Consider the following 22,240-nt stretch of genomic DNA (forward strand, 5'->3'; position numbering starts at 1 on the left):
CAAACCCTGCTCATTCGGGTTTGCGTGATGGCTTATGCAGTGCCCTTGGCCTGCTGTTCCAGATGCACTTGCAGCTGTGGATCTATGCTCAATGCGGCTGCCAGTTCGTCCAGATACGCGCGCTCAACATCCTGCTGGTCGTCCACCAGCATCACGCTGGCCAGGTACATTTCGGCAGCAATACCAGGGTCCGTGGCCGACTGTGCCACGTCGGCGGCATCCAGAGGCCGGGATACTTCGTTGTCCAGCCATTGTTGCAGTTGCGGGTCGTCGGTGTGACGGCCGATTTCTGTACTGATCATCTCATGCTCGGCAGGGTCGATCCGGCCGTCGGCCTTGGCCGCTGCGATCAGCGCGCGCAAGATAGCGTGGCTGTGTTCCTCGACTTCCGGTCCGGCCAGCAGGTTCACGGTCTGTGGCGCTTGCTGCGGGACAGATGACGCCTGATTGCGCTGCCAGGCCTGATAAGCCTGGAAGGCCATCATGCCGAGCGAGGCCAGGGCCGCGTAATTCATTGCGCCACTGCGTCCGGATCGGTTCTGGTTCGCGCCGCCCAGGGCCGAACCACCGCCAAGCAGGCCACCGAGCAAACCGCCCAAGCCACCGCCGCCCATGCTGGAACCGGCGCGACCGCCACCCAACAGGCCGCCCAGCAACCCGCCAAGATCACCGCCGATGCCTCCCTTGGGGGAAGCGGCACCCGTTTGCTGCGAGGCTTGGCCACGGAGCAGTTGTTCGAGCAGGTCGCTGGTGTTCATGACGTCGTCCTTATTAATGGAAGTATTTCGGTCAGGAAACGATAGTCCTTGCGGGCCAATCTGCCACCACCGTCTGGCTGCCGACATCAGGGCAACAGCGGCGTGGATTTAGCCGAAGTATTTTCCCGCGACGCAGCTAAGATTGACTGACGGTGAACCTTATTCGCGGATTTTCGGTCGATACCTGCAACCCGAACCGGTTTGCCGCCGCCCTCGCTCGCGAGGGTGATGACTGGCTTGCTTCACTTTTTGGAGAACGCCCCCGTGATATCGACCCTACACATCGCCAGGCTCAAAGCATGGGGCGCCCATGGTTTTACCGCCACCGGCGTGGTCACCGCCTTCCTCGCGACCCTCGCCCTGCTGGATAACCAGCCGACCAGTTGCCTGCTGTGGCTCGGCGTCGCGCTGATCGTCGATGGACTGGATGGCGCATTGGCGCGCAAGGTCAACGTGCAGTCGGTGCTGCCCAGCTTCGACGGTTCGATCCTCGACCTGGTCATTGACTACCTGACCTACGTATTCATCCCCGCGCTGTTCATCTATCGCTACATTCCGTTGCCGGACTACACGCTGCTGCTAACGGTGTCGCTGATCCTGGTGTCTTCGCTGTTCTGTTTTTGCAACGTCAATATGAAGAGCAAGGACAACTACTTCCAGGGCTTCCCCGCTGCGTGGAACGTGGTGGCGCTGTGCCTGTACATCATTGCGCCTTCGCCATGGATCACCTTCCTCACGGTGATTGGCCTGGCGCTGCTGACCGTGACCCGCATGAAGTTCCTGCACCCGTTTCGCGTGCGTAAATTCATGCCGATCAATATTGCCGTGACGGCCATCTGGTTATTGTGCAGCTTGTCGCTGGTGGTCAACCATCCGGTGATCAACCCGCTGGTGATGGGGCTGTGGTTGCTGATGTCGGCTTACTTCCTGGGCATTTGCATCTGGCGTACGGCACTGGAGTGGTTTGATGGATCGCGGCACAAATAACCCGCCAAAAGATGACGCTAAAGTAGGAGCTGCCGCAGGCTGCGATCTCTTGATCCTGACCTTATATCTCAAGATCGAAGATCGCAGCCTGCGGCAACTCCTACCGGGGTTCAGCGCCGGGTGATGACCAACTCCAGGTACTCGCTCGGCACCACCAGTGATTTCTCGCCCGCCCTGTTCATCCGGTTGAGCAACTCGGTCAGGTCTGCTTCCAGCGCCGTGGCGCCATCGGGCGGCAGCGCGGCGAATGCCTTGTGCACCGGACCGTACCAGCGGCGAAACGTGTCGATGAAATGGGCCGCCGAGCGATAGCGGAAGTTGAAGGTCCGGCGGCTGACCTGGACCAGGAAACTGCGCTCGTCGAAGTGCGCATGCAGCCAGGCCTCGGTACCCCACTGCGAAGGCGGCTGCGCACCCGGTGGTGGTGGCATATGCTTGCCCAGGGTCTTGAACACCTGGCCAACGAAGCCTTCGGGCGTCCAGTTGGCCAGGCCGATACGGCCTCCGGGGCGGCACACCCGGGCCAGCTCTGCAGCTGCTTTCGATTGATCGGGGGTGAACATCACGCCGAAGGTCGACAGCACCGCATCAAAACTCGCATCTTCAAAGGGCAATGCTTCGGCATCGGCGACCTGAAAGGTGACTTGCAGGCGCTCTGCCCGCGAGCGGTCCTCGCCGCGTTCCAGCAATGCGGCCACATAGTCGGTGGAAGTGACGATGCAACCGCGCCGTGCGGCCGCGAGCGTGGCATTGCCGTTACCGGCGGCGACGTCCAGCACGCTCTCATCGCACAGCAGGTCGCAGGCCTCGGCCAACTGCTCGCCGACGATCTGCAAGGTGGTGCCGATCACGGCGTAGTCGCCACTGGCCCAGGCGGCCATCTGACGGTTTTTCAAGGCAGTTAGATCAATGGGTGTGCTCATGAATTGCGCTCCAACAGTGCTCCTGCACCTGCTATCTCCCGTTCAATGACGAACTTAGGCATGACAACCTCTCATTCTTGATATGGGAACAGGGTTTTTTGCCCTGCAGGCAAACTATCGCGCCGCAGCACGGCGGCGTCCTGTCCGATCGTCGGCCAGGCGTGTCCGATCGTCCGGAGTTTTCCCATTGCTGGCCCGCACCGCCGGCGCCTCAAGGCGGTGCGGGCCGAGCGCGAGCCGCAGCAACAGTTCATTGACGCGCAGTGCCAAGGACGTCGGATGCCAGAAGGACACCGCCTTCAGTCGCGCATTTCGGCGCGAATTCGGCTCACCGCCTGCGGCCTGGCGCCGCTGCCAGACCGGGACTGTGCAGCAGCGGCGGTGACTATCATCTGAACTATGGGCCGCCAGCGAGACCCACCCTGTAGGAGCTGCCGAAGGCTGCGATCTTTTGATCTTCGGCGGGATCACAAATGCCAAAGATCAAAAGATCGCAGCCTTCGGCAGCTCCTACAGGGTTCAGCTTGTCAGGCAATGGCCTCGATCAAGCTCCGGGCGCCTTGGCCTCCTCCAGCAGTTGCTGAATCATCTGCTCCTGCGCGTCGTAGGCGCCTTCGCCAAAGTGGGTGTAGCGCACCTGCCCCTTGGCATCGACCAGGTAATGCGCGGGCCAGTACTGGTTGTCGAAATTGCGCCAGATCGCGTAGTTGTTGTCGATGGCCACCGGGTAGGTGATGCCAAGCTTCTTCACCTGGTCCCTGACGTTATCGATGATGCGTTCAAAACCGTACTCAGGCGTGTGCACGCCGATCACCACCAGGCCATCTTTCTCATACTTCTTCGCCCAGTCCTTCACGTACGGCAAGGTGCGCTGGCAGTTGATGCAGTCGAAGGTCCAGAAATCCACCAGCACCACCTTGCCTTTCAGCGATTCGCCGCTGAGTTCCGGGGAGTTGAGCCATTGGACCGCACCGGCCAGCGATGGCATGGCGCCCTGGGCGTTGTCCATGGTATCGGCCTTGACCTTGCTGACGAAGTAATCCAGCACTTTTGGCACGGTCTCCAGTACCCCCTTCTCAACGCTGCTGATGCCCTCGGACGACGTGCCAGCCAGCAGGGTCTTGTCGGCACCGGTGGAGATCACCACTGCAGCGGCCAGCACTGCCACGCCAGCACCGCGACGCAACCAGCCGGTGACCGGTATCGATGCTTTGAGACGGTTTACCAGGCCACGACCAGCGAAGATCAGGGTACCCAGCGACAGCGCGCTGCCCAGCCCATAAGCCACCAGCAGCAGGCTGGTGCCGGCATTCGCGCCTTGCAACATGGCGCCAGTGAGGATCACCCCGAGAATTGGTCCGGCACAGGGTGCCCAGAGCAGGCCGGTGGCCACGCCGATCATGATCGAGCCTGCCGGGCCGGACATTTTGCGCATGTCGGGATCAAGGCGATTGCCCAGCAGCACGAAAGGCCGCGCCAGCCATTCACCAATGCGCGCGGAAATCAGCGACAGCGCAAACAGTGCCATCACCATCAATGCCACGTGGCGGCCGGTGTTACTGGCCTGTACCACCCACTCGCTGCTGACCACCGCCAGGCTGGAGATCAGGGCGAAGGTCAGGACCATGCCGCCGAGGGTCAGCAGGATCGAGGTACGGCTGCGGTCAACGCCGGCGAACAAAAACGGCACGACCGGGAGGATGCACGGGCTGAGGACGGTGAGGATACCGCCCAGAAAAGCGATGATTAACATGGGATCACCTGAATAATGAGCGGTTCATGCCCCCTGTAGGAGCAAGCTCGCTCCTACAGGGGATTGGTGTTTGGGTTCAGGCCGTCTGGGTTTCCAGCAACTGCCCCTGCGGCGTGCGGCTGGAACCGTCTTCGACCAGCAACGGGCTTGCATCCTTGTGCCCCACCGGGGTCAGTTGAAAACAGGTGCTACCAGCGCAGCTGCTCTGCTCCACCGCAGCGTTGGCATGGGCAGCCGCGCCGGCTACGGAAAAAGCCACTGCGGTCAGATAACGGGTCAGGTTTTTCATGATGCGGATCCTCGTAAAATCAGTAATGGGCAAACAGGCGACTCAGTTGTCGTCGTGGCAGTTGTCAGCGAATTTTCGGTAGTCCAGGACCTTGGTGTCGCCCTGGGAATCGAGGTAGGTCAGCTGGGCGTTGATGATTCCGCAGGTCGGCGTGGCGTCCTGTTTCATCGAGATGACTTTCTTGATGTCCAGATGCGTGCCGTAGGTGTAGGTTTCAGGCTTGACCGTGGCTTCGGCGCGGGCCGACAAGGTGCAGATATTCAGCGCGGCAAACAGGCAGGCGGCGTAGACGGCTTTGGTGTTCATGGCGGTTTCCTCAAGGCTTCAATGGGTCAATCGTGGTATTGAGCCGAGGCGGTTTGGGGTTGCCTCGATGGAGCTCATTAGAAGCTCGCCAGGTATCCCCTCTGTGTCGGAAACAGGCGCGGGTTAATCGCTACGTATCAGAACCGCCTCCCGATACACAGCGATACAAAAACCCGAAAAAACACGGTTTTTGAGTCTGCGTGTGTCCGCCTTAAGGCCAGATACACTGCAATACAAAGGGCAGGAGTCACGCGCGCGAAGGCTCGATAGACTGCGCGACATCCCCCGTTTACAGAGGCCCGGCCCCATGGAACACGTTGATCACATTCTCATCGTTGACGATGACCGCGAGATTCGCGAGCTGGTCGGCAATTACCTGAAAAAGAACGGGCTGCGTACCACGGTGGTCGCCGACGGCCGACAAATGCGCGCCTTTCTCGAATCCACGCCAGTGGACCTCATCGTCCTGGACATCATGATGCCGGGGGACGATGGCCTGCTGCTGTGCCGTGAGCTTCGCGCCGGCAAACACAAGGCCACCCCAGTATTGATGCTCACCGCCCGCAGTGACGAGACCGACCGTATCATTGGCCTGGAAATGGGCGCCGATGATTACCTGGTCAAACCCTTCGCCGCCCGGGAACTGCTCGCGCGCATCAGCGCCGTGCTGCGCCGCACACGAATGCTGCCGCCGAATCTGGTGGTTACCGAAAGCGGGCGCCTGCTGGCCTTCGGGCGCTGGCGGCTGGACACCTCGGCCAGGCACCTGCTGGACGAAGACGGCACCATGGTTGCGCTCAGTGGCGCCGAGTATCGTTTGCTGCGGGTATTCCTCGACCATCCGCAGCGCGTGCTCAACCGCGACCAGCTGCTGAACCTGACACAAGGCCGCGACGCCGACCTGTTCGACCGTTCCATCGATCTGCTGGTTAGCCGTTTGCGCCAGCGCCTGCTCGACGATGCCCGGGAGCCCGCGTACATCAAGACCGTGCGCAGCGAGGGCTACGTGTTCTCACTGGCGGTGGAAGTCATCGGGGCACCCTCATGAATTTCTCGCTGCGCTGGCCCCGCACCCTCGCCTCGCGTCTTTCAATGATTTTCCTGGTAGGGCTGATCCTGGCGCAGGCGCTGTCCTTCGGCGTGCAGTATTACGAGCGCTACGAAAGCGCGAAAAACACCATGCTCGGCAATCTGGAAACCGACGTGTCGACCTCAATCGCGATCCTCGACCGCCTGCCTGCCAATGAGCGGGCCAGCTGGCTGCAACAGCTGAATCGGCCGAACTACGGCTACCTGCTCGACGAAGGAACTGCCGGGATGCCCATGACCGATTCGCCGATGGCGATGAGCTCGATCAAGGAAGCCATCGGCAAGGACTACCCAATGACCTACACCGACATTCCAGGGGCGCGAAAGCATTTCCAGGTGCACCTGAAACTGGCCGATGGCAGTCCGGTGACCATCGACGTCCGTCCGGCAATGGCGCCCTTGTCGCCGTGGTTGCCGGCGGTGCTGCTGGGGCAACTGGCGCTGTTGATCCTGTGCACCTGGCTGGCCGTGAGGATCGCCATCCGCCCCCTCACCCGCCTCGCCCAAGCGGTAGAAACCCTCGACCCCAATGCGCGACCGGTGCACCTGGACGAGAAAGGTCCTACCGAAGTCGCCCATGCGGCCAAGGCGTTCAACGCGATGCAGGCGCGAATTGCGGCGTACCTCAAAGAACGCATGCAACTACTGGCAGCGATTTCCCATGACCTGCAAACCCCCATCACCCGGATGAAACTGCGCGCCGAATTCATGGACGACTCCAGCGAGAAGGACAAGCTATGGAGCGACCTCGGCGAGATCGAGCACCTGGTGCGCGAGGGCGTGGCCTATGCACGCAGCGTGCACGGCGCCACCGAGGAAGTCTGCCGTACCCACCTGGATTCGTTCCTCGACAGCCTGGTGTTCGATTATCAGGACATGGGCAAGGACGTGTCCCTGGAAGGCAAGACCGACGCGGTGATCGACACCCGCCCCCATGCGCTGCGCCGGGTAGTGGTCAACCTGACCGACAACGCCCTCAAGTTCGCCGGCGCCGCGCAGCTGGAGGTGGCCTCACAGGCCGATGGCAGCCTGTCGATCAAGGTGATGGATCGCGGCCCCGGTATCGCCGAGGAAGAACTGGCCCATGTGCTGGAGCCCTTCTACCGAGTGGAAAACTCGCGTAACCGCAGCACCGGCGGGACCGGCCTGGGCCTGGCGATCGCCCAACAGCTGGCGCTGGCGCTGGGCGGGTCCTTGACCCTGAGCAATCGAGAGGGCGGCGGCCTGTGCGCGCACCTCAAGCTGCCCGCGGCTAAATAGCGCCGTTACCACGCCCGCGAACGAACTCGTGGGCTTTGTGCGTGAGCTGATCCAGGTGCCGGTCGCGCTGTTTTTCGGCATCGACCATCGCCCGCTTGCCATGCTTTTGCAGCAGGTAAGTATGAATCTGCCGTACCTCCAGCGAGCTGTAGATGGGCCCTACGTCCAGTAATCCCATGAGCCCGTCGCTGCTGTGGTCACGGGTGTTCATGAGCACCTGGGTGCCGCGCACGCCCACGACCTGGAAACCCATCGATTCGAACCAGGGCACCTTGGCCACGGCGCACGTCAGTTCGGCGTGGGGATAACGCCCCACCATCTCGCGCACCATCCGCCGGGCGATCCCCTGCCGCCGATGACCCGCCTGCACCGCCATGTACGCCACGCCACAGGCATCGGGATCGTCCTGGATCGGCAGGTATAACAGGAAACCAACGACCTGCTCCGGGTCGTCCTCATCTGTGGCCACCAGCAACTCCACGGCAACCCCCTTGGTGCCATTCAACGCCTCCAGATACAGATGCACTTCATAGCCGATCGCATATTGGTAAACGTTGTACAGCAGGTTGCTCGGCGGGATCGCGACCATACTGATGTCAGTGAGGTTGTCGACCACCAGCTGCAGGATCTGACTGGTCAGATGCTCTGGGCATGGGGTTTTGAAATGGGTGATCTGGGGCATGTGCGGCTCTGGGTCTGGGTGGCGCTCGAAGGTGTAATGATAACGCGCAGAGTGCGCATCGGGTGACCGCCGAAGAATGAAGCGGCGAATTCATGAGCCTCACGCATAAGTCTCCCACAGAATCATCTTGCTTCTACAACTGCGGATATTCCTGCTCGCCAACCTTTTCCATCCACTCCACCACCTTGCCATCCTGCGACTCAGCAATGGCAATGTGCGACATGGACGTTTCCGCCGTTGCCCCATGCCAATGCTTCACATAGGGAGCAATCCACGCCGTGTCGCCGGGTTTGATCGATTGCGCCGGTTTGCCGGTTTGCCGGCCTCCTGTACCCAGCCACTACCCGCAATGACAATCAATTTCTGTCCCAGCGGATGGGTGTGCCAGGCCTTGCGCGCACCGGGTTCGAAGGACCCGCAGCGTATCGCCTGCCGAGGCCGGCCAGTGCTTGCTCGGTTGCGATATCGGACCTGACGCAGGCGCACCCGCGCAGCGATGGGCAACACGTGAGCCTGAGTGCCGTTATCAGCCAGATTCCAGGCAGGCTCTCAGTGTTCGGGCGCCACGACCCGAAACTTGATGTCGATGTCCTTGGAAACGACGGTGTCAGCCCACTCCCCTTCGCCGATCCGGAACAGATCGCGGTCCAGAACGAACTCGCCATTGAACAGGCCGATGCCACTTTCCGGTTTCAGTTCGACCTGGACCTGCACCTCTCGGGTCAGACCCCTGATTGTAAGATTGCCGATCACGGCATAGCGGTTATTGCCCAGGTCCGTGACCCGGGTCGATTCGAACACGCCCTGGGGATATTCCGGGGTGTTGAACCAGGCCGGTTTCTGCAGTTCGAGGTTGGCGTCGCTGCTGCCGGCGTCGATGCTCGCCATGTCGATGACCAGTCGGGTGCGGGCTGCCGTGGGGTTGGCGGTGTCGAACTCGAAGCGAGCTTCGAACCTGCCGAACGTTCCGTAGACCTCGGAGCCCATCTGGTTGAAGGTGAAGCTGATCTTGCTCGCAGCAGGGTTCACGCGGGTGTACTCGGCGGCTTGAGTGCAAGGCACCGCCCCCGTGATCAAAGTCACCGCCAGTGCAATGGAACACGGGAATCGGCAAGTCATGTGATTCTCCGGTCGGGGCCAGGTTTGCCGATTGCACGGCCGAATGCGGTAAATGTACTAAAGCAAAGAAACGCGCGTTGTTCCACTGTTGCACAAGCCTGGCTTGCCAGCGATGACGCCCTGACATTCACTAAAGCGACTACCGCCGAACGCACATCACCGCGTCATGTATTTCTAAACCAGCCGCTCGATCCGGCGGTGCAGCCAGACGAATCGGTAATACGCCGTCTGCAGCGCCAGCATGGCCAGGTACGCCACCGGAAACGCCATCCACACCCCTTGCAAACCAAACTGCGTATCCAGCGCATAGGCCACGGGCAATTGCACCAGCAGCACGCAGACGATCGAGATCGCCATCGGCACCAGCACCGTGCCGCTGGCGCGCATGATGCCGCCGATGATCGCCTGGAAGCCGAAGATCAACAGGCTCCAGAGCATGATGTGCAGCAGGTGTTCGGCCATCGCCTGGGTCGAGTCGTCCGTGAGGAACAGTCCCAGCAACCAGTGCGACAACAGGTAACCCAGCAACACCAGGCCACCGGTCAGGCCTACGTTGATCCACAGCCCTGTGCGCAGGATCGGCCCCATGCGTTCCAGGCGCCCGGCGCCGATCGCCTGGGCGCCGAGAATCGAGGCGGTGATGGCGATCGACAGCGCCGGAAACTGCACGTAATTGACGATCTGCGTCACCGCACCATATGCCGCCGTCGCCTGCGAGCCGTGCTGGTTCACCAGCGCCAGGATCACCAGTTCCGACAACGATAGCACCACCATCTGCAAGCCGGTCGGCAAGCCGATACGCAGCACTTTGCCGAGGATCACCCGGTCCAGGCGCATCGCCGCGAACATTTCCCGGTCGGGTGCCAGCGGGTGGCGCCTGGCGATCAAGCGCCACGCCAGCCATCCCATTGCCGCCAGGTTACCCGCCAGTCCGGCATACGCTGCGCTCTGAATCCCCAATGGCGGGAACCCCAGCCAGCCTCGAATCAAGGCCGGCGTCAGCGCCAGGCCAATGCAGGTGGATACCAGCAATGCCACCAGAGGCGACATCGTATCGCTGACACCGCGCAGCAATTGGGTAAACAGCACGTACACCAGCAACGACGGCATGATCCACATCATCACGTGGGCATAGGCAACGGCGTCGTCCAGCACGTCCGCGGGCGTGCCCAGCCCTTGCAGCGCCGAACGCGCAAATACACTGCCCAGCACTGCGGCTGTCAGGCCGATCATCGCCCCCAGCAGTAACGTCGTACCGGCAATGGCCTTGACCATGTGCGCCTCGCGCGCCCCCCAAGCCTGACCGATCAGCACCCCGGCCCCCGCACCGAGCCCGATTACCAGCGCAATGAAGAAAAACACGATAGGGAACATGCCGGAGACCGCCGCGAGCGCCTGGGTGCCCAGCATCTGGCCGATGTAGATGCTGTTGATGGTGCCCGACATGGACTGCAGGAAATTGGACAGCACCATGGGCGCGAGGAACAGCAGGTAGGTTTTCCAAAGGGGCTGGGTTGACATGAAAGGGAGGTCCGTCTCGACTGCGCAGGGTGAGTACTCAAGGATAGCCCCAGGGTCGGGGACAAGGGAACCAAAGGCTGCGCGTTTGCCCTGTGCGACCACACCTTGCGTTTCAACGACTGCCACTCAGTGGCGACCAGGTCCCTGTCGCCATTTGGATCAGGCAGCCTGGAAGCATACGTTTGCTCCATCGGTGGCGTCGATAGTCACCATCAACTCAATGAAGTTCTCATAAAAATCCTGGGGCGTAACATCGCATCCATACCAACCAATAACACCCCGGAGCACACCATCATGAAACGCCAAATCCTTCTCAGCTTCGCCTTTTCGGTTTTTGCAGTTAACGCTTTTGCAGCCACTTCCGCTCAGCCCGTCGTTGCTGAAGGCGGCTCGGATCGCCTGATTGAAAGCCGTGTGGCTGAGGGTGGCTCCGATCGTCTGCTGGAGCGCCGTGTAGCCGAAGGTGGCTCCGATCGTCTGCTGGAACGCCGTGTAGCCGAAGGTGGTTCTGATCGTCTGCTGGAACGCCGTGTAGCCGAAGGTGGTTCTGATCGTCTGCTGGAACGCCGTGTAGCCGAAGGTGGTTCTGATCGTCTGCTGGAACGCCGTGTAGCCGAAGGTGGTTCTGATCCTCTGCTGGAACGCCGTGTAGCCGAAGGTGGTTCTGATCGTCTGCTGGAACGCCGTGTAGCCGAGGGTGGCTCTGACCGCTTGATCGAGTCCCGCGCCGCATGAAGAATCGCTCTGGATCAACACTCACCGAAAGCCCGGCCTCAGCAGCCGGGCTTTTTTGTGGGCAAACCAGGCAATTTGACACTTATGACCACCGGCACACCTGTGTTACATACTCAGTGAGTAGTGAACTTTGTACCCATGAGGTTTTTGCCAATGCGCTTGTGCCCGTTCCTGCCAAAGCTGTTGCCTGCTGTGATACTCGGTTTGTTCATGTGTGGAGCGCAGGCGGCCGTGCCCGCCCCGGCGCCCGACAGTTTGCGACCATTGCTGGTGACGATGTATGAGCGGCTGAGCATCGCCGATCAGGTAGCGCTGAGTAAATGGGATACGCGCCAGCCGACGCAAGACAGTGCGCGGGAAGCGCAAGTCATTGCCAATGCCAGGAAACAGGCGCTGGAACGCAAACTCGACCCGGACGAGGTCGCCGAGTTGGTTGCGGCGCAGATTGAAGCCAGCAAGCTGGTGCAGTACGGTTTGCTTGCCCAGTGGCAGGCGGCTGGCAAGGCACCCGATACGCCAAGGCCAGACCTTTCCACGCAGGTTCGGCCGCGCCTGGATCAGCTGCAAGCCCGCCTGTTGACCGAGTACGCCAAGTTCGCCCGCTATCGTACCGACCCCAACTGCCCCTTGTGGCTGGCCACCGCCCGGTCCGGACTGATCAAGGACGCTCTGCATGGCCAGGGACTGATCCGGGCGACGGGCGATCTGTGTATCACTGCCCAGTGATAGGCGATTGGCAGCCATTGCTGGCGTCGATAGTCACCATCAACTCAATGAAGTTCTCATAAAAAATCTCCGGCGTAACATCAGCTCCATACCAACCAATAACACCCCGGAGCACACCATCATGAAACGCCAGGTCCTTCTCAGCATCGCCTTCTCGGTTTTTGCAGTTAACGCTTTCGCCGCCACTTCCGCCCAGCCCGTCGTCGCTGAAGGCGGGTCGGATCGCCTGATTGAAAGCCGTGTAGCCGAAGGCGGCTCCGATCGTCTGCTGGAACGCCGTGTAGCCGAAGGTGGCTCCGATCGCCTGCTGGAACGTCGTGTAGCCGAAGGAGGCTCCGATCGCCTGATCGAGAGTCGCAACGCATGAGTGAAGTGTTAACGGCAGCACCGGAAAAAAACCCGGCCTCAGCAGCCGGGTTTTTTCTGTCTGCTCATTGGCCGTCCTGGAACGTCTGCAGGTAGGCCAGCACATCCGCGACTTTCTCGGGATCGCTGAGCCCCCAGAAGATCATTCGGGTCCCGGGCACCACCTTTTTCGGCGCTTCCAGGTACGCGGTGAGCGTTTGCGTGGTCCAGGTGATACCGGCTGATTTCATCGCATCGGAATACTGGTAATCCGTGGTGCTGCCGGACATCCGACCGAAAATCTGATTGAGCTGCGGGCCGAAAGACGCCCGGGCGGACTCTCCGACCTGATGGCAGCCGCCGCAGATACGGCCAAACAGCTTCTGCCCTGCCTCGACATCACCCGCCCCTTTGGCCTGTGCGGTGAACAATGCACCACTAATCAACAAGGCAACCGTTATTCCAGCGGCGTTGTTCATTTTCACTCCTGATCAGACAAGCACTATGCAGGCTGCACAGGATACGGATTGCCCCACCTTTCTCAATCAAGTTTTCACCGCCACCTAGGTGAAACACATGGGCAACTGGGTGCTCTGCTGTTCATTGCGGTCGTACAGTTCTTCGCGATTGGAGTGCGGGTACTCCTTGAAATGGCTGATCGCCAAACCTGCAAGCTGTTCGACCTGTCCGGAATAGCCAATCTGACTTCAATGGCCTCATCGCGAGCAGGCTCACTCCTGCAAGAAGGATCTCCTGGCGGTGAACATGTGGCCCCTGCGGAAGGTCTATAGTTAACGACCTTGGGGAAACACCGAAAAACCAGGTGATGCCATGCAAAACATCAAGCTGATGCTGTCGCTCGCTGTATGCCTGCTCGGTGCCAACGGCGCCCAGGCCGATGACAGTCCGATGCAGACGCAGACCTACAACAGCGAGTTTAGCTACTACGGCACGGACCAGCCCTTCGCCCACCCCTCGCCTCCGTCCATCAGCACCGTGCCGCCGGGGTCATACATCTCGACCTCGCCGCAGGACTTCATCCCGATAGCCAGCCAGCACGAGTTTACCGACTCCCGCCTGCCGACCATCGCGGACGCCAGCGTACGGGTGTTCATCCGCTCCTATGACCCCCAGCGCGGGGTGTACGTCAACGAAGAAGTCCTCGACCCCACGTGCCTGCTGGCCTGCCTGAGTCGCCAGGGCCCGGCGTTGTAGCCCGGCTACCACTGGCGCTTGTCCGGACGCGAGAGGCCGAGCTTTTCGATCCGGTAGCGCAGCATGTCGCGGCTCAAGCCCAGCAGGCGCGCTGACTTGGTCACGTTCCAGTCGGTCTTGTCGAGCATCTTGCGGACCATGTCACGCTCGACCTCAGGCAGGTTCATCGATTCGGTGCCGTTGTAGACCGGCCGCGGCTCGTGGTGTTGCGCTTCCTGGAGGATCGGTGGATCGTCCACCAGGCTCAGGCATACATTCAACTGATGAGCCGCGATGGTGTCACTCTGGGCCAGCAGCACGGTCTGTTCGAGCATGTTGCGCAGCTCGCGCACGTTGCCCGGCCAGCTGTAGCTGAGCAGCAGCTCCTCGGCCTGATCGCTGAAATGCAGGTTCGGCTTGCCATAGCGCTTGCCGTGGGCCGCCAGGAAATGCCGGGCCAGGAGCAGGATGTCTTCGCCGCGGGCGTACAGGCGCGGCACCTTGATCGAGATGATCCGCAGACGGAAGAACAGGTCGCGGCGGAACTTGCCTTGCTGCACCATCTGTTCGAGGTTGCAGTTGGTGGCGCTGATCACCCGCAGGTCGACCTTGCGCTCCTTCACCGAACCGACCCGGCGGATGGTCCGGTCTTCCAGCAGTTTAAGCAGCTTGGCTTGCAGCAGCAGGTCCATCTCCCCCACTTCATCGAGGAACAAGGTGCCGCCATCGGCGGCTTCGACCAGCCCAACCCGGCGATCCTTGGCATCGGTGAAGGCGCCCTTCTCGTGGCCAAACAGCTCTGACTCCACCAGGTTCGATGGAATCGAGGCGCAGTTGAACTCAATGAACGGGCCCTTGCTGCGCGGCCCGTCGAAATGCAGCGCCCGGGCCACCAGTTCCTTGCCAGTGCCGGTCTCACCCTCCACCAGCACCGGCGGCAAATCGGTGTTGGCCATGCGCCGCTCGGCGTCGAGCAGTTGGGCGATGGTGCCCTTGAGGTATTGCATGGGTGCCGACTCGCCGATCAACGCCTGCACGCCGGACTTCTGTGCTTCACGGTCCTGATAAAACGACAGCGTGCGCTCCATTCGATCAGTCGCCAGGGCCTTGTCCAGCAGCAGCTTGAGCTCCGGCAGAGCCACCGGTTTAGTGACGTAGTGGAAGGCGCCTTCTTTCATCGCCACCACGGCGTCTTCGACGTTGCCGTAGCCGGTCATCATGATCACTTTCAGATCCGGCGCGCTGACGCGCAGCTTCTGGATCAGATCGTGACCGCTCATGCCCGGCAACGAGTTGTCGGTCAGTACCACATCAGGCGCGAACGTACGCAATTGCTCCAGTGCATCTTCCGCCGAGTGGCAGACCGTGACCTCGAAGTCTTTGCGCTCCAGGTAGGTCTGAATATTCTCGGCGAGAAGTTCGTCATCCTCGACCAGCAGTATGCTGTGCTCCATATTCCCCTCCCGTTGCCACTTTGAAGTTGAGACATACGCGGGTTCCTTCCAGCTCCCGACTGGTCAGTTCGACCGAGCCTTCGAAACGCTCCATTATTCTTTTGACCAGCGCCAGGCCCACGCCCAAACCGCCTTGCTTGGTAGTGAAAAACGGCTTGAAGACCATTTGCTGCTGCTGCGCGGTCATGCCTTTGCCGGTGTCGCTCAACGTCAGGCTCACCTGCCCCGGCTGCGACGAATCGAAGCCGATCGTCAGCACGCCGCCCTTGGGCATGGCCTCCAGGGCATTGGCAAACAGGCTATTGAGAATTTGCGTGAGGAGCACCCGCTGACTGACGACCGGTTCGATCAAGCGCGCAGTGAAGCGCACCTCGACGTTCGAACGCCGGATCAGCGGCTCAAAGGCGTTCAGCGTGTCCTCGACGGCGAGCAACAGGTCCACGGCTTCGGAGTCGTCATTGGCCGGGCGCAAGGACACCAGCAATTCGCGGACCCAGCGCGACATGCGATCGACCTGGCTGATGATGTCGCTTATGTTTTTCTGTGCACTCTGGCTGGCAATGTCCTGGGCCAGTTCGGCGCTGGAGCGGATGTTCGCCAGGGGATTGCGCAAGCTGTGCGCCACCGCGGACGACATCTCCCCCAGGGCTACGAAGGTCTCGTTGGCGATCAACAGTTTCTGCTGGGTTTGCAGCAGCCTGGCAGCGCGCCGCACGATCCAGAACAAGCCCAGGTAGATGGCCGCGCCGCCGAGTGCAGTGGCCAGCCAGATGGCCTTGAACCCACGCTGGATGCGCGCAACCAGGTCTACGGGCTCCTTGTAGATTTCCACCATGGCAATGACCTTGCTCCTGTCGGCGTTGAACATCGGGATGTAGTTCTCGACGAACAGATAAGCCGGCTCGCGCAGGAACCGCTGCTCGGGACGCTCATCATCGACCTCGTGATAGCTGGTGGACACCGCCTCCTTCATCATGAAGGATTCGTCCAGCTCTTCGTCACCGGTGATGCGCTCACCGATCAGGTCGGGGTTGGTCGACCACACCACCGTGCGATCCAGCGCAAAGACGTGGGCCAGCAGGATGTCCGGCAGGTGCTCCACGTGGTCGAGAAATTCGATGCGAGCCGCAGCGCGCTTCTCGGGGGGAACATCTGGATAAGCGTTGTCATCACGCGGGTCAAGCATCTCGCCCATGGTCCGGCGCGGATTGATCGAGGCATGGCGGATTTCAGCGTCACCGATGGCCTGGATGAATTGCGCAGTCAGCATGGAGTCACGCTCGATGCTCTCCTCGACCACAAAACGCGTGGAGATATAACCCAGGCCCAGGGCCACGGCGGCGATGATGACGAAGCTGCCCACGGAAAACCAACGCAGCAGATTGAACTGACCAGGCCAGCCCTCACGCATTGCGGCCAAAGTTGGCGCAGGTGCTTTTAATTGTTGTGGTCTATGCATGGGCCTATCCCGCTCTACAGGGGCGCGTTCCCAATCAGTGTAGGTGGCAATCATTGCCTCCGACGGCCCAATGATGGTAAATCGCCGCTATTGTGTTTGTGCCGCCAGCGCCTGCTGGCGTTCGGTCTCTTGCGTTAGAAAATCAATCACCGCCTGGGCCGAGTTTTCATCCAGCCGCAGGTTGGGCATCGGGATTTTTTCGAAGCGTTCGAACAGCGCTGTGGCGATCGGGTCTCCCTCCGCCAGCATCCGGTCCGGCTCACGAATCCAGCGACTCAGCCAGGCCGGGTCGCGCTGGCGGGTCACGCCGATCAGGTCCCGCCCGATGCTGCGCATGCCAATGCCCTGGCCATCCTGCGGGCCAAGGCTGTGACACGAAGCACAGCGGGTGCGAAACAGTTCTTCGCCGGTGCTCGGCGGGCGGATCTGCGGCGCGTCGGCATAACTTTGTTCAATGCTCGGCTGCTTCCAGTTCTGCAAGGTATTGGCCAGTTGATCGGCGAGGATCCACGGATTTTCAAAGGGCGAGGCCTTCATCCAGCGGCCGGTTTCCTGGTTGCCGACGATCAGGCTCAGGTTGTGGTCCTTGTTGCGGCCGTTGTCGACGCCTTCGATGAACAGCCCGAGCTTGTGCCGAAGCTCGGTGACATCGTCGAATTCACCGGTCAGAAATTGCCAGCCCGGCCCGACCCTGAAGCGTTGCGCGTAGGCCTTGAGTACGGCGGGTGTGTCGCTTAGCGGATCGATGCTGATCGAATAGAAGAAGATGTCCTTGCCGACCCGATCCCCCAACAGCGTCTGGACCTGGCGCAGGCGCGCGGTTTCCAGCGGGCAGGAATCGCTGCAAGAGGTGAAAATGAAGTTGATCACCACCACCTTGCCCTTGATCAGGTCGTCGAAGAAATGCACCTGCTGACCGTCCTGGTTGGTCAGCAGGGTGTTGGGGAAATAATCGCCGCCCCAGGGCGTCACCGAGCCATTCGTCGCGGACGCCGCCTCGTGTGCCAGCAGCAACCGGCTGGCCAGCACGCAGGTCACCAGCAGCAGCACCAGGTGCATGCCCAGGGCCCGGGAGCGCGGCGTGTACAGTGGCCGGTCGACCGGTAGGCGGTTCATTTTTTCACCGTCACTTGCGGGCCGAAACCGTCGCCGGTGCGGAAGGTTGGCAGTGCGGCGGAGTTGACATAACGCACTCCGTCCCAGCTTGGCAGTGGCGTCGGCATCAGCTGCAATTGCCCGGGTTTTTCCAGGTCCCAGCGCAGCAGCATGGAGTTGTCTTCGTGCTGGGTGTTGTGACAATGCTCCATGTAGGTGCCGCCGAACTCACGAAAGTTGATCGCAAATTCCACGCTGTCCAGGCCGTCGTTCTCCGAGCCGATACGGTACACGTCCTTGCGCGCCCATTTTTCCCATTCAGGAGGCGCCTTGCCACCGCGACTGAGAATGATCCCTTCCTCGAAGTGCACGTGCACCGGGTGGCTCCAGCCCTTGCCGCCGGCCTTGATATTCCACACTTCCAGAGTGCCGAAACCGCTGACTCCAGCGTCGGTAGGCCCGGTTTTAAGCTGGATCGAGGTATTCAGGCGCCGCGGGTCCATGTGGAAGCCGAAACCGCCATCGGTCTTGACCGTCCAGGGCGCGGCATCAGTGCCGTCCGAGCGGCCGTAGGTGAAGGTGCGGTGACGGGCCTGGGCCAGCAGTACCTTGTCGGCGGCGTTGTCACGATGGATCTTCAGCGGAATCATCACCAAACCTTCCGCCTTGCCCGGCTTGGCCGGCTCGTAGGCTGCCGGGTCCATGGCCAGGTCCTGGCCGGTGTAGGCCTTGACGTTAAACTGGAGGATTTTGCCGACGCCCGGGTCACCCTTGTCCCACTGCGGCCCCTTGCTCGATTGTTTGAGCACCGCCAGGTATTTTTCCGACAGCACATCGCCAAGGGGGATTGGCTCATTCGGCCCCTTGCCGTCGTCGTGGGCCAGCAGGTTGACCACGAACAGCTTGTCCCCCGGCTTGATGCCGTTTTTCGCGAAGTTGACGATGATATCGAAACGCTCGGCGATGCCCTGGGTCGGCAGGATCGCATTGTGGTTCTGTTTATCGCCGTCGGCATCCAGGTCCATGCTGCCGTCAAAGGGCACGCTGTGCTCCATGATGTTGCCGTCGTTGGCAATCATGTGGAACGGCACCCGGCTGTAGGACACCCCGGAGTTTTTCGGCCCCTGGAATTCGCCGCTGCTGCCCTTGATTTCGCGCACGATGGCCAGCTTGAAGTAACGCGACACCGAGCCGTTGAGGACGCGCAAGCGATAGCTGCGGGCGCGTACATCGAGGGTGGGTTTCCACTGCCAGTTGACCAGGATCTGGTCGCCAAGAAAGCCGTCGGTGTTGAACGGGTTGAACCACAACTGGCCGGACTGATCCCAGGCCTTGTCGGCGATCACCAGGTTGACGTCGTAGTCGCGATTGCCCCACGGCAAGGCGCTGCCGCTGGGCAAGCGCAGGTTGACGCCGTCGTTGACCGACTCGTTGCCGCGGTCCAGGGCGCTGTAGTAGTTCATCATCGCCGCGTTGCCCTTGTAGACGTTCTGCGCGGTGAAATCGAGCATGTGGTCGTGAAACCAGTGGGTACTCATGGTTTCGCGCCAGTCGCCACGGATCTTGATCGTGCCGTGGTCGCAGGTCTTGCGGCTGGGGGCCAGGTCGTTGGTCCAGAGGGTCTCGCCCGGCGAGCAGGGGAACGCCGCGCGCGGATCCTGGGCGTCGGTGTTGATGCTGTCATAGCCGGCCAACTGGATCGGCCAGCGATAGTCGTAGTACTGGCCGGGGAAGAAGAATGCATTGGCATAGCCATCGCTTTCCGCTGGCGCGTGGCCGTTGTGTTCGTGGGTGCTGATGGTGTGCAGGCCGAAGCCCATATTGGCCGCCGGGTCGATGGGCAGGCCGTTGTAGTGCCTCATCAGGACGGGCTGGCCGTAGCGAACCATCAACAACTTGGGCGGCAGGGTGCCGTCGAAGGTCCAGACCGAATTGTGGTTCTGCACCGGCATGTTCGGGTGAAAGCGCGGGTCGACGCCCTTGGCGGTGCCGTCGGTGGCCGGTACGCCGGCCACGTTGTGGTAGAGCCCACCGGGGCCGAACTCGCCCAGCGCATAACCATGCATCTGCCGGCTGTCACGCAGCCCGCCATTGACCCGGGCACCGGTCTGCACGGTCTTGTAGGCCAGTTGCGGGTAGAACTCGTTCCAGCGCTGGTGGGACCAGCCCTTTCCAGGCGGGCGCCCCTCCGCCGACGAGCCGATATGCCGGTTGAGGAAATATTCGATCTGCGCCTGCCAGGGGTTGCGGTCCACGACGTTGGCGAACTGACTGGGGAACGGTGTCAGCCCCGGTTGACGCAGGAAAGCATCGAGCGCGGCGCTCGGAGGTGCACTGCGCGCTGCACTGGCGGGGTCCTGTTGCGGCGCCGGGCCGATAGCCACGGGCGGAAACGGCAGGGGCGCCGCCGGTGTGGTCGGGTCGAGCTTTTCCGGGCCGAATTCTTCGAACAACACCAGTTGCTGGGTAAATGGCTGGGCGCCAAACAGTGGGCTGGGCTTGCCATTCGTGGGGTAGTTGAAACTGGTCTGCACCGTCGGCGGCAGAATGTTTTCCTGACGCGGCGTGTCGCGGCTGCCTTTAACGCCATCGGGCAAATCGAAGGAATCTTCGTTGGCCTCCGGCATGGTGAGGATCGCACTCAAGGCGCCGGCCCTGTCCTCGGGTTCGTCGTAATAAGCCGAAGGGTCCGAGGGTTCGGGCTGTCGCTCGTCGTCGATCGGGCTGGCACGCAAGGAAGATGCACCCAGGGTCATCAGGAGGATGCCCACGGGCGTAAACCACTTGCAGGTTCGTTTGAAGGGGTATGTCGATTGCCTGTTCATCACCAGCCGCCTCACAGTCAGAAGGGGTACTGGTGGAAGTGCAAGGAGCTCGCCAGATTTGTAACAGATTAATACAAAAGAACTAACGCCATTCAATACAATGGCTTAACAACATCAATGTGCCATGACTGACCGAAGTGACTGGGGAATGGCACCCGCTAGCGGGGAAAGTTCATCCCCAGGTTCAGGGAATCAGCTTGAACCACAGGCGCAGGCTAGTGCCCTCGCCTTCGCGACTTTCCAGCTGCACCGAGCCGCCAAAACGCTCCATTATCCGCTTGACCAAAACCAGCCCGACGCCAAGCCCGCCCTGCTTGGTGGTGAAAAACGGGCGGAAGGCCATGGTGCGTTGTTCGGCGTTCATGCCCTTGCCAGTGTCGCTGATCACCACGCTGACGCTGCGGGCATCACCGGGCTCCAGCCGCACGGTCAGGGTGCCCCCCTTGCCCATGGCTTCCAGGGCATTGGAGACGAGGCTGTTAAGTATCTGGTTGAGTTGCACCTTCTGACTGCGCACCATCGGCGTCTGTGTGGGCTCGAACACGACATTGATCTCGCCCTTGGCGATCTGCTGCTCGAACGCCGTCAGGCTGTCGTGCAACGCCGCTACCAGGTTCACCGGTTCCGCTTCTTCGCTCAGCGGGCGCAAGGATTGCAGCAACTCGCGCACCCACTTCGACATGCGGTCGACCTGGCCGATGATGTCGTTGATGTTCTTGTGCGCCGCGCCAGTGTCGAACTCCAGGGCCAGCTCGGCGCTGGAACGTATGGTCGCCAGCGGGTTGCGCAAACTGTGGGCAACCGCCGAGGACATCTCGCCAAGGGCCACAAAGGTTTCATTGGTGATCAATTGCTTCTGCTGGGTCGCCAGCAGATTCGCCGCGCGCCGCACGATCCAGTAAAGCCCCAGGTAAATCAGCCCACCGCCCAGGGCCGTGGCCAGCCAGATCAGCAACAGGCCACGCTGCATGCGATCAATCAGATCCTTGGGCTCCTTGTAGATCTCGACCATCGCCGTGACCTTGTCGCCGTCGGCATCGAACAATGGAATGTAGTTCTCGATAAAAATGTATTCCGGGGGAGTGACGAACTTCTGCTCCGTGCGGCTCTTGTCCACTTCGTGATAACTGGCGGACACGGGAATTCTGGAATTGAAGGCCTGGTCCAGGTCATCGTCGGTGTGGATGGTGGTGCCCATCAGGGACGGGTTGGTCGACCAGATCACCGTGCGGTCGGGGGCATAGATGTTGGCCAGAATCACGTCCGGCAAGTGCTCGATATGGTCGAGGAATTCGCCGCGGGCTTTGGCCCGGGCCAGAGGGTCGACGTCGGAAAAGTTGCGATCCTGACGCGGGTCAAGCAGCTCGCCCATGGTCCGCACATGCGGGATGGACACGTGGCGCACTTCGGCAGAAGCGATTGCCTGGATGAACTGCGAAGTCAGCAAGGCGTCACGCTGGACGCTTTCGGTAATCACGAAGCGTGTCGACACTGCCCCCAGGGCGATCGCCACCGTGCCGATCACCGCCATGCTGATCAGCGAAAACCAGCGCAGCAGGTTGAACGGCTGTTTGCGCGAGCCCAGGCGAACATCGCCCTGGTGGGACGCGAGTGTTTGAGTCGACCTGGCCATGGATAGCGTTCCGCACGAAATCCCCTATAGGGTTATAGCCCACCCGCCAATCTTTGCCCGATCCTGGGGGTGGCTGCCCCCCATTCC

20 protein-coding genes and 4 pseudogenes are annotated in these 22,240 nt (G+C 61.2%); 8 read left to right on the forward strand and 16 right to left on the reverse strand.

Features of this window, described 5'->3' with window-relative positions:
* Positions 1-32: 32 nt before the first annotated feature.
* Entirely contained in the window at positions 33-758 is a 726-nt protein-coding gene (locus IMW75_RS07825) for a tellurite resistance TerB family protein (RefSeq protein WP_205892262.1), read from the reverse strand.
* 264 nt (positions 759-1,022) lie between these two features.
* On the opposite strand from IMW75_RS07825, the gene pcsA reads away from it, so the two are divergent.
* Positions 1,023-1,745, forward strand: coding sequence for a phosphatidylcholine synthase (gene pcsA / locus IMW75_RS07830; RefSeq protein ID WP_045059015.1), 723 nt, complete (start codon positions 1,023-1,025; stop codon positions 1,743-1,745).
* Between the two features lie 110 nt (positions 1,746-1,855).
* On the opposite strand, the gene IMW75_RS07835 is transcribed toward pcsA, so the two are convergent.
* Positions 1,856-2,668 (reverse strand): class I SAM-dependent methyltransferase, encoded by an 813-nt coding sequence (locus IMW75_RS07835; protein ID WP_205892263.1) that lies wholly within the window; start codon positions 2,666-2,668, stop codon positions 1,856-1,858.
* 241 nt (positions 2,669-2,909) lie between these two features.
* On the opposite strand from IMW75_RS07835, the pseudogene IMW75_RS26865 reads away from it, so the two are divergent.
* A pseudogene (locus tag IMW75_RS26865) lies at positions 2,910-3,053 on the forward strand (AraC family transcriptional regulator); the annotation flags it as partial.
* A 159-nt stretch (positions 3,054-3,212) separates the two neighbouring features.
* On the opposite strand, the gene IMW75_RS07840 reads toward IMW75_RS26865, so the two are convergent.
* The 3 genes from IMW75_RS07840 to IMW75_RS07850 form a co-directional block, all read right to left on the reverse strand.
* Positions 3,213-4,421 carry a cytochrome c biogenesis protein DipZ gene (locus IMW75_RS07840; RefSeq protein ID WP_205892264.1) on the reverse strand — a complete coding sequence of 403 codons (1,209 nt, stop codon included), beginning with the start codon at positions 4,419-4,421 and terminating at the stop codon, positions 3,213-3,215.
* A gap of 76 nt (positions 4,422-4,497) precedes the next feature.
* Positions 4,498-4,710 (reverse strand): hypothetical protein, encoded by a 213-nt coding sequence (locus tag IMW75_RS07845; protein WP_045059012.1) that lies wholly within the window; start codon positions 4,708-4,710, stop codon positions 4,498-4,500.
* A 42-nt stretch (positions 4,711-4,752) separates the two neighbouring features.
* A complete protein-coding gene (locus IMW75_RS07850; protein WP_205892265.1) occupies positions 4,753-5,016 on the reverse strand; it encodes a DUF2790 domain-containing protein in 264 nt (87 codons plus the stop codon).
* 307 nt (positions 5,017-5,323) lie between these two features.
* Here IMW75_RS07850 and IMW75_RS07855 point away from each other — a divergent pair, with 307 nt between their 5' ends.
* Entirely contained in the window at positions 5,324-6,064 is a 741-nt protein-coding gene (locus IMW75_RS07855) for a response regulator (protein ID WP_045059010.1), read from the forward strand.
* Positions 6,061-7,365 (forward strand): ATP-binding protein, encoded by a 1,305-nt coding sequence (locus IMW75_RS07860; protein ID WP_205892266.1) that lies wholly within the window; start codon positions 6,061-6,063, stop codon positions 7,363-7,365. The genes IMW75_RS07855 and IMW75_RS07860 overlap by 4 nt, the downstream gene beginning before the upstream one ends.
* On the opposite strand, the gene IMW75_RS07865 is transcribed toward IMW75_RS07860, so the two are convergent.
* The 4 genes and pseudogenes from IMW75_RS07865 to IMW75_RS07880 form a co-directional block, all read right to left on the reverse strand.
* Positions 7,358-8,047 (reverse strand): GNAT family N-acetyltransferase, encoded by a 690-nt coding sequence (locus IMW75_RS07865; protein WP_045059008.1) that lies wholly within the window; start codon positions 8,045-8,047, stop codon positions 7,358-7,360. The two genes, IMW75_RS07860 and IMW75_RS07865, sit on opposite strands and share 8 nt — an antisense overlap.
* Positions 8,048-8,180: 133 nt before the next feature.
* A pseudogene (locus tag IMW75_RS07870) lies at positions 8,181-8,461 on the reverse strand (cupin domain-containing protein); the annotation flags it as partial.
* A 135-nt stretch (positions 8,462-8,596) separates the two neighbouring features.
* Complete coding sequence (locus tag IMW75_RS07875) at positions 8,597-9,166, reverse strand: YceI family protein (RefSeq protein WP_045059007.1); 570 nt, start codon at positions 9,164-9,166, stop codon at positions 8,597-8,599.
* Between the two features lie 174 nt (positions 9,167-9,340).
* Entirely contained in the window at positions 9,341-10,687 is a 1,347-nt protein-coding gene (locus IMW75_RS07880) for an MATE family efflux transporter (protein WP_205892267.1), read from the reverse strand.
* 294 nt (positions 10,688-10,981) lie between these two features.
* Between IMW75_RS07880 and IMW75_RS27235 the strand changes: the two genes are divergently transcribed.
* The 3 genes and pseudogenes from IMW75_RS27235 to IMW75_RS26870 form a co-directional block, all read left to right on the forward strand.
* A complete protein-coding gene (locus IMW75_RS27235; RefSeq protein WP_336512413.1) occupies positions 10,982-11,422 on the forward strand; it encodes a phage infection protein in 441 nt (146 codons plus the stop codon).
* A 153-nt stretch (positions 11,423-11,575) separates the two neighbouring features.
* Positions 11,576-12,148: a chorismate mutase gene (locus tag IMW75_RS07890; protein WP_205892282.1), complete on the forward strand. Its 573-nt coding sequence runs from the start codon at positions 11,576-11,578 to the stop codon at positions 12,146-12,148.
* Positions 12,149-12,269: 121 nt separating this feature from the next.
* Positions 12,270-12,512: pseudogene (locus tag IMW75_RS26870) on the forward strand (phage infection protein); the annotation flags it as partial.
* Between the two features lie 67 nt (positions 12,513-12,579).
* On the opposite strand, the gene IMW75_RS07900 reads toward IMW75_RS26870, so the two are convergent.
* Both IMW75_RS07900 and IMW75_RS26875 read right to left on the reverse strand, forming a co-directional pair.
* Positions 12,580-12,972: a c-type cytochrome gene (locus IMW75_RS07900; protein ID WP_045059003.1), complete on the reverse strand. Its 393-nt coding sequence runs from the start codon at positions 12,970-12,972 to the stop codon at positions 12,580-12,582.
* Positions 12,973-13,056: 84 nt separating this feature from the next.
* A pseudogene (locus IMW75_RS26875) lies at positions 13,057-13,185 on the reverse strand (SAM-dependent methyltransferase); the annotation flags it as partial.
* Positions 13,186-13,324: 139 nt separating this feature from the next.
* Between IMW75_RS26875 and IMW75_RS07905 the strand changes: the two are divergent.
* A complete protein-coding gene (locus IMW75_RS07905) occupies positions 13,325-13,708 on the forward strand; it encodes a hypothetical protein (protein WP_045059001.1) in 384 nt (127 codons plus the stop codon).
* Positions 13,709-13,713: 5 nt separating this feature from the next.
* Here the strand turns inward: IMW75_RS07905 and IMW75_RS07910 are convergent, their stop codons facing one another.
* The 5 genes from IMW75_RS07910 to IMW75_RS07930 all read right to left on the reverse strand — a co-directional run bounded on the left by IMW75_RS07910 (position 13,714) and on the right by IMW75_RS07930 (position 22,153).
* A complete protein-coding gene (locus IMW75_RS07910; protein WP_045059000.1) occupies positions 13,714-15,141 on the reverse strand; it encodes a sigma-54-dependent transcriptional regulator in 1,428 nt (475 codons plus the stop codon).
* On the reverse strand, positions 15,110-16,600 hold the full coding sequence (locus IMW75_RS07915) for a sensor histidine kinase (protein WP_205892270.1): 1,491 nt from the start codon (positions 16,598-16,600) through the stop codon (positions 15,110-15,112). Before IMW75_RS07915 ends, IMW75_RS07910 begins: the two co-directional genes overlap by 32 nt.
* Before the next feature lie 87 nt (positions 16,601-16,687).
* A complete protein-coding gene (locus tag IMW75_RS07920) occupies positions 16,688-17,716 on the reverse strand; it encodes an SCO family protein (RefSeq protein WP_205892271.1) in 1,029 nt (342 codons plus the stop codon).
* The gene (locus IMW75_RS07925) at positions 17,713-20,451 is read right to left on the reverse strand and encodes a multicopper oxidase domain-containing protein (RefSeq protein WP_414704643.1); all 2,739 of its coding nucleotides are present in this window, start codon (positions 20,449-20,451) and stop codon (positions 17,713-17,715) included. Before IMW75_RS07925 ends, IMW75_RS07920 begins: the two co-directional genes overlap by 4 nt.
* Positions 20,452-20,704: 253 nt before the next feature.
* The gene (locus IMW75_RS07930; protein WP_205892273.1) at positions 20,705-22,153 is read right to left on the reverse strand and encodes an ATP-binding protein; all 1,449 of its coding nucleotides are present in this window, start codon (positions 22,151-22,153) and stop codon (positions 20,705-20,707) included.
* Positions 22,154-22,240: the final 87 nt, after the last annotated feature.

Source organism: Pseudomonas gregormendelii, from assembly GCF_017114825.1.
Classification (GTDB): Bacteria; Pseudomonadota; Gammaproteobacteria; order Pseudomonadales; family Pseudomonadaceae; genus Aquipseudomonas; species Aquipseudomonas gregormendelii.

Coding starts and splice junctions, on each gene's coding strand:
- IMW75_RS07825 (WP_205892262.1), bottom strand. CDS start 758: ATGAACACCAGCGACCTGCTCGAACAACTGCTCCGTGGCCAAGCCTCG.
- IMW75_RS07835 (WP_205892263.1), bottom strand. CDS start 2,668: ATGAGCACACCCATTGATCTAACTGCCTTGAAAAACCGTCAGATGGCC.
- IMW75_RS07840 (WP_205892264.1), bottom strand. CDS start 4,421: ATGTTAATCATCGCTTTTCTGGGCGGTATCCTCACCGTCCTCAGCCCG.
- IMW75_RS07845 (WP_045059012.1), bottom strand. CDS start 4,710: ATGAAAAACCTGACCCGTTATCTGACCGCAGTGGCTTTTTCCGTAGCC.
- IMW75_RS07850 (WP_205892265.1), bottom strand. CDS start 5,016: ATGAACACCAAAGCCGTCTACGCCGCCTGCCTGTTTGCCGCGCTGAAT.
- IMW75_RS07855 (WP_045059010.1), top strand. CDS start 5,324: ATGGAACACGTTGATCACATTCTCATCGTTGACGATGACCGCGAGATT.
- IMW75_RS07860 (WP_205892266.1), top strand. CDS start 6,061: ATGAATTTCTCGCTGCGCTGGCCCCGCACCCTCGCCTCGCGTCTTTCA.
- IMW75_RS07865 (WP_045059008.1), bottom strand. CDS start 8,047: ATGCCCCAGATCACCCATTTCAAAACCCCATGCCCAGAGCATCTGACC.
- IMW75_RS07875 (WP_045059007.1), bottom strand. CDS start 9,166: ATGACTTGCCGATTCCCGTGTTCCATTGCACTGGCGGTGACTTTGATC.
- IMW75_RS07880 (WP_205892267.1), bottom strand. CDS start 10,687: ATGTCAACCCAGCCCCTTTGGAAAACCTACCTGCTGTTCCTCGCGCCC.
- IMW75_RS27235 (WP_336512413.1), top strand. CDS start 10,982: ATGAAACGCCAAATCCTTCTCAGCTTCGCCTTTTCGGTTTTTGCAGTT.
- IMW75_RS07890 (WP_205892282.1), top strand. CDS start 11,576: ATGCGCTTGTGCCCGTTCCTGCCAAAGCTGTTGCCTGCTGTGATACTC.
- IMW75_RS07900 (WP_045059003.1), bottom strand. CDS start 12,972: ATGAACAACGCCGCTGGAATAACGGTTGCCTTGTTGATTAGTGGTGCA.
- IMW75_RS07905 (WP_045059001.1), top strand. CDS start 13,325: ATGCAAAACATCAAGCTGATGCTGTCGCTCGCTGTATGCCTGCTCGGT.
- IMW75_RS07910 (WP_045059000.1), bottom strand. CDS start 15,141: ATGGAGCACAGCATACTGCTGGTCGAGGATGACGAACTTCTCGCCGAG.
- IMW75_RS07915 (WP_205892270.1), bottom strand. CDS start 16,600: ATGCATAGACCACAACAATTAAAAGCACCTGCGCCAACTTTGGCCGCA.
- IMW75_RS07920 (WP_205892271.1), bottom strand. CDS start 17,716: ATGAACCGCCTACCGGTCGACCGGCCACTGTACACGCCGCGCTCCCGG.
- IMW75_RS07925 (WP_414704643.1), bottom strand. CDS start 20,451: ATGACCCTGGGTGCATCTTCCTTGCGTGCCAGCCCGATCGACGACGAG.
- IMW75_RS07930 (WP_205892273.1), bottom strand. CDS start 22,153: ATGGCCAGGTCGACTCAAACACTCGCGTCCCACCAGGGCGATGTTCGC.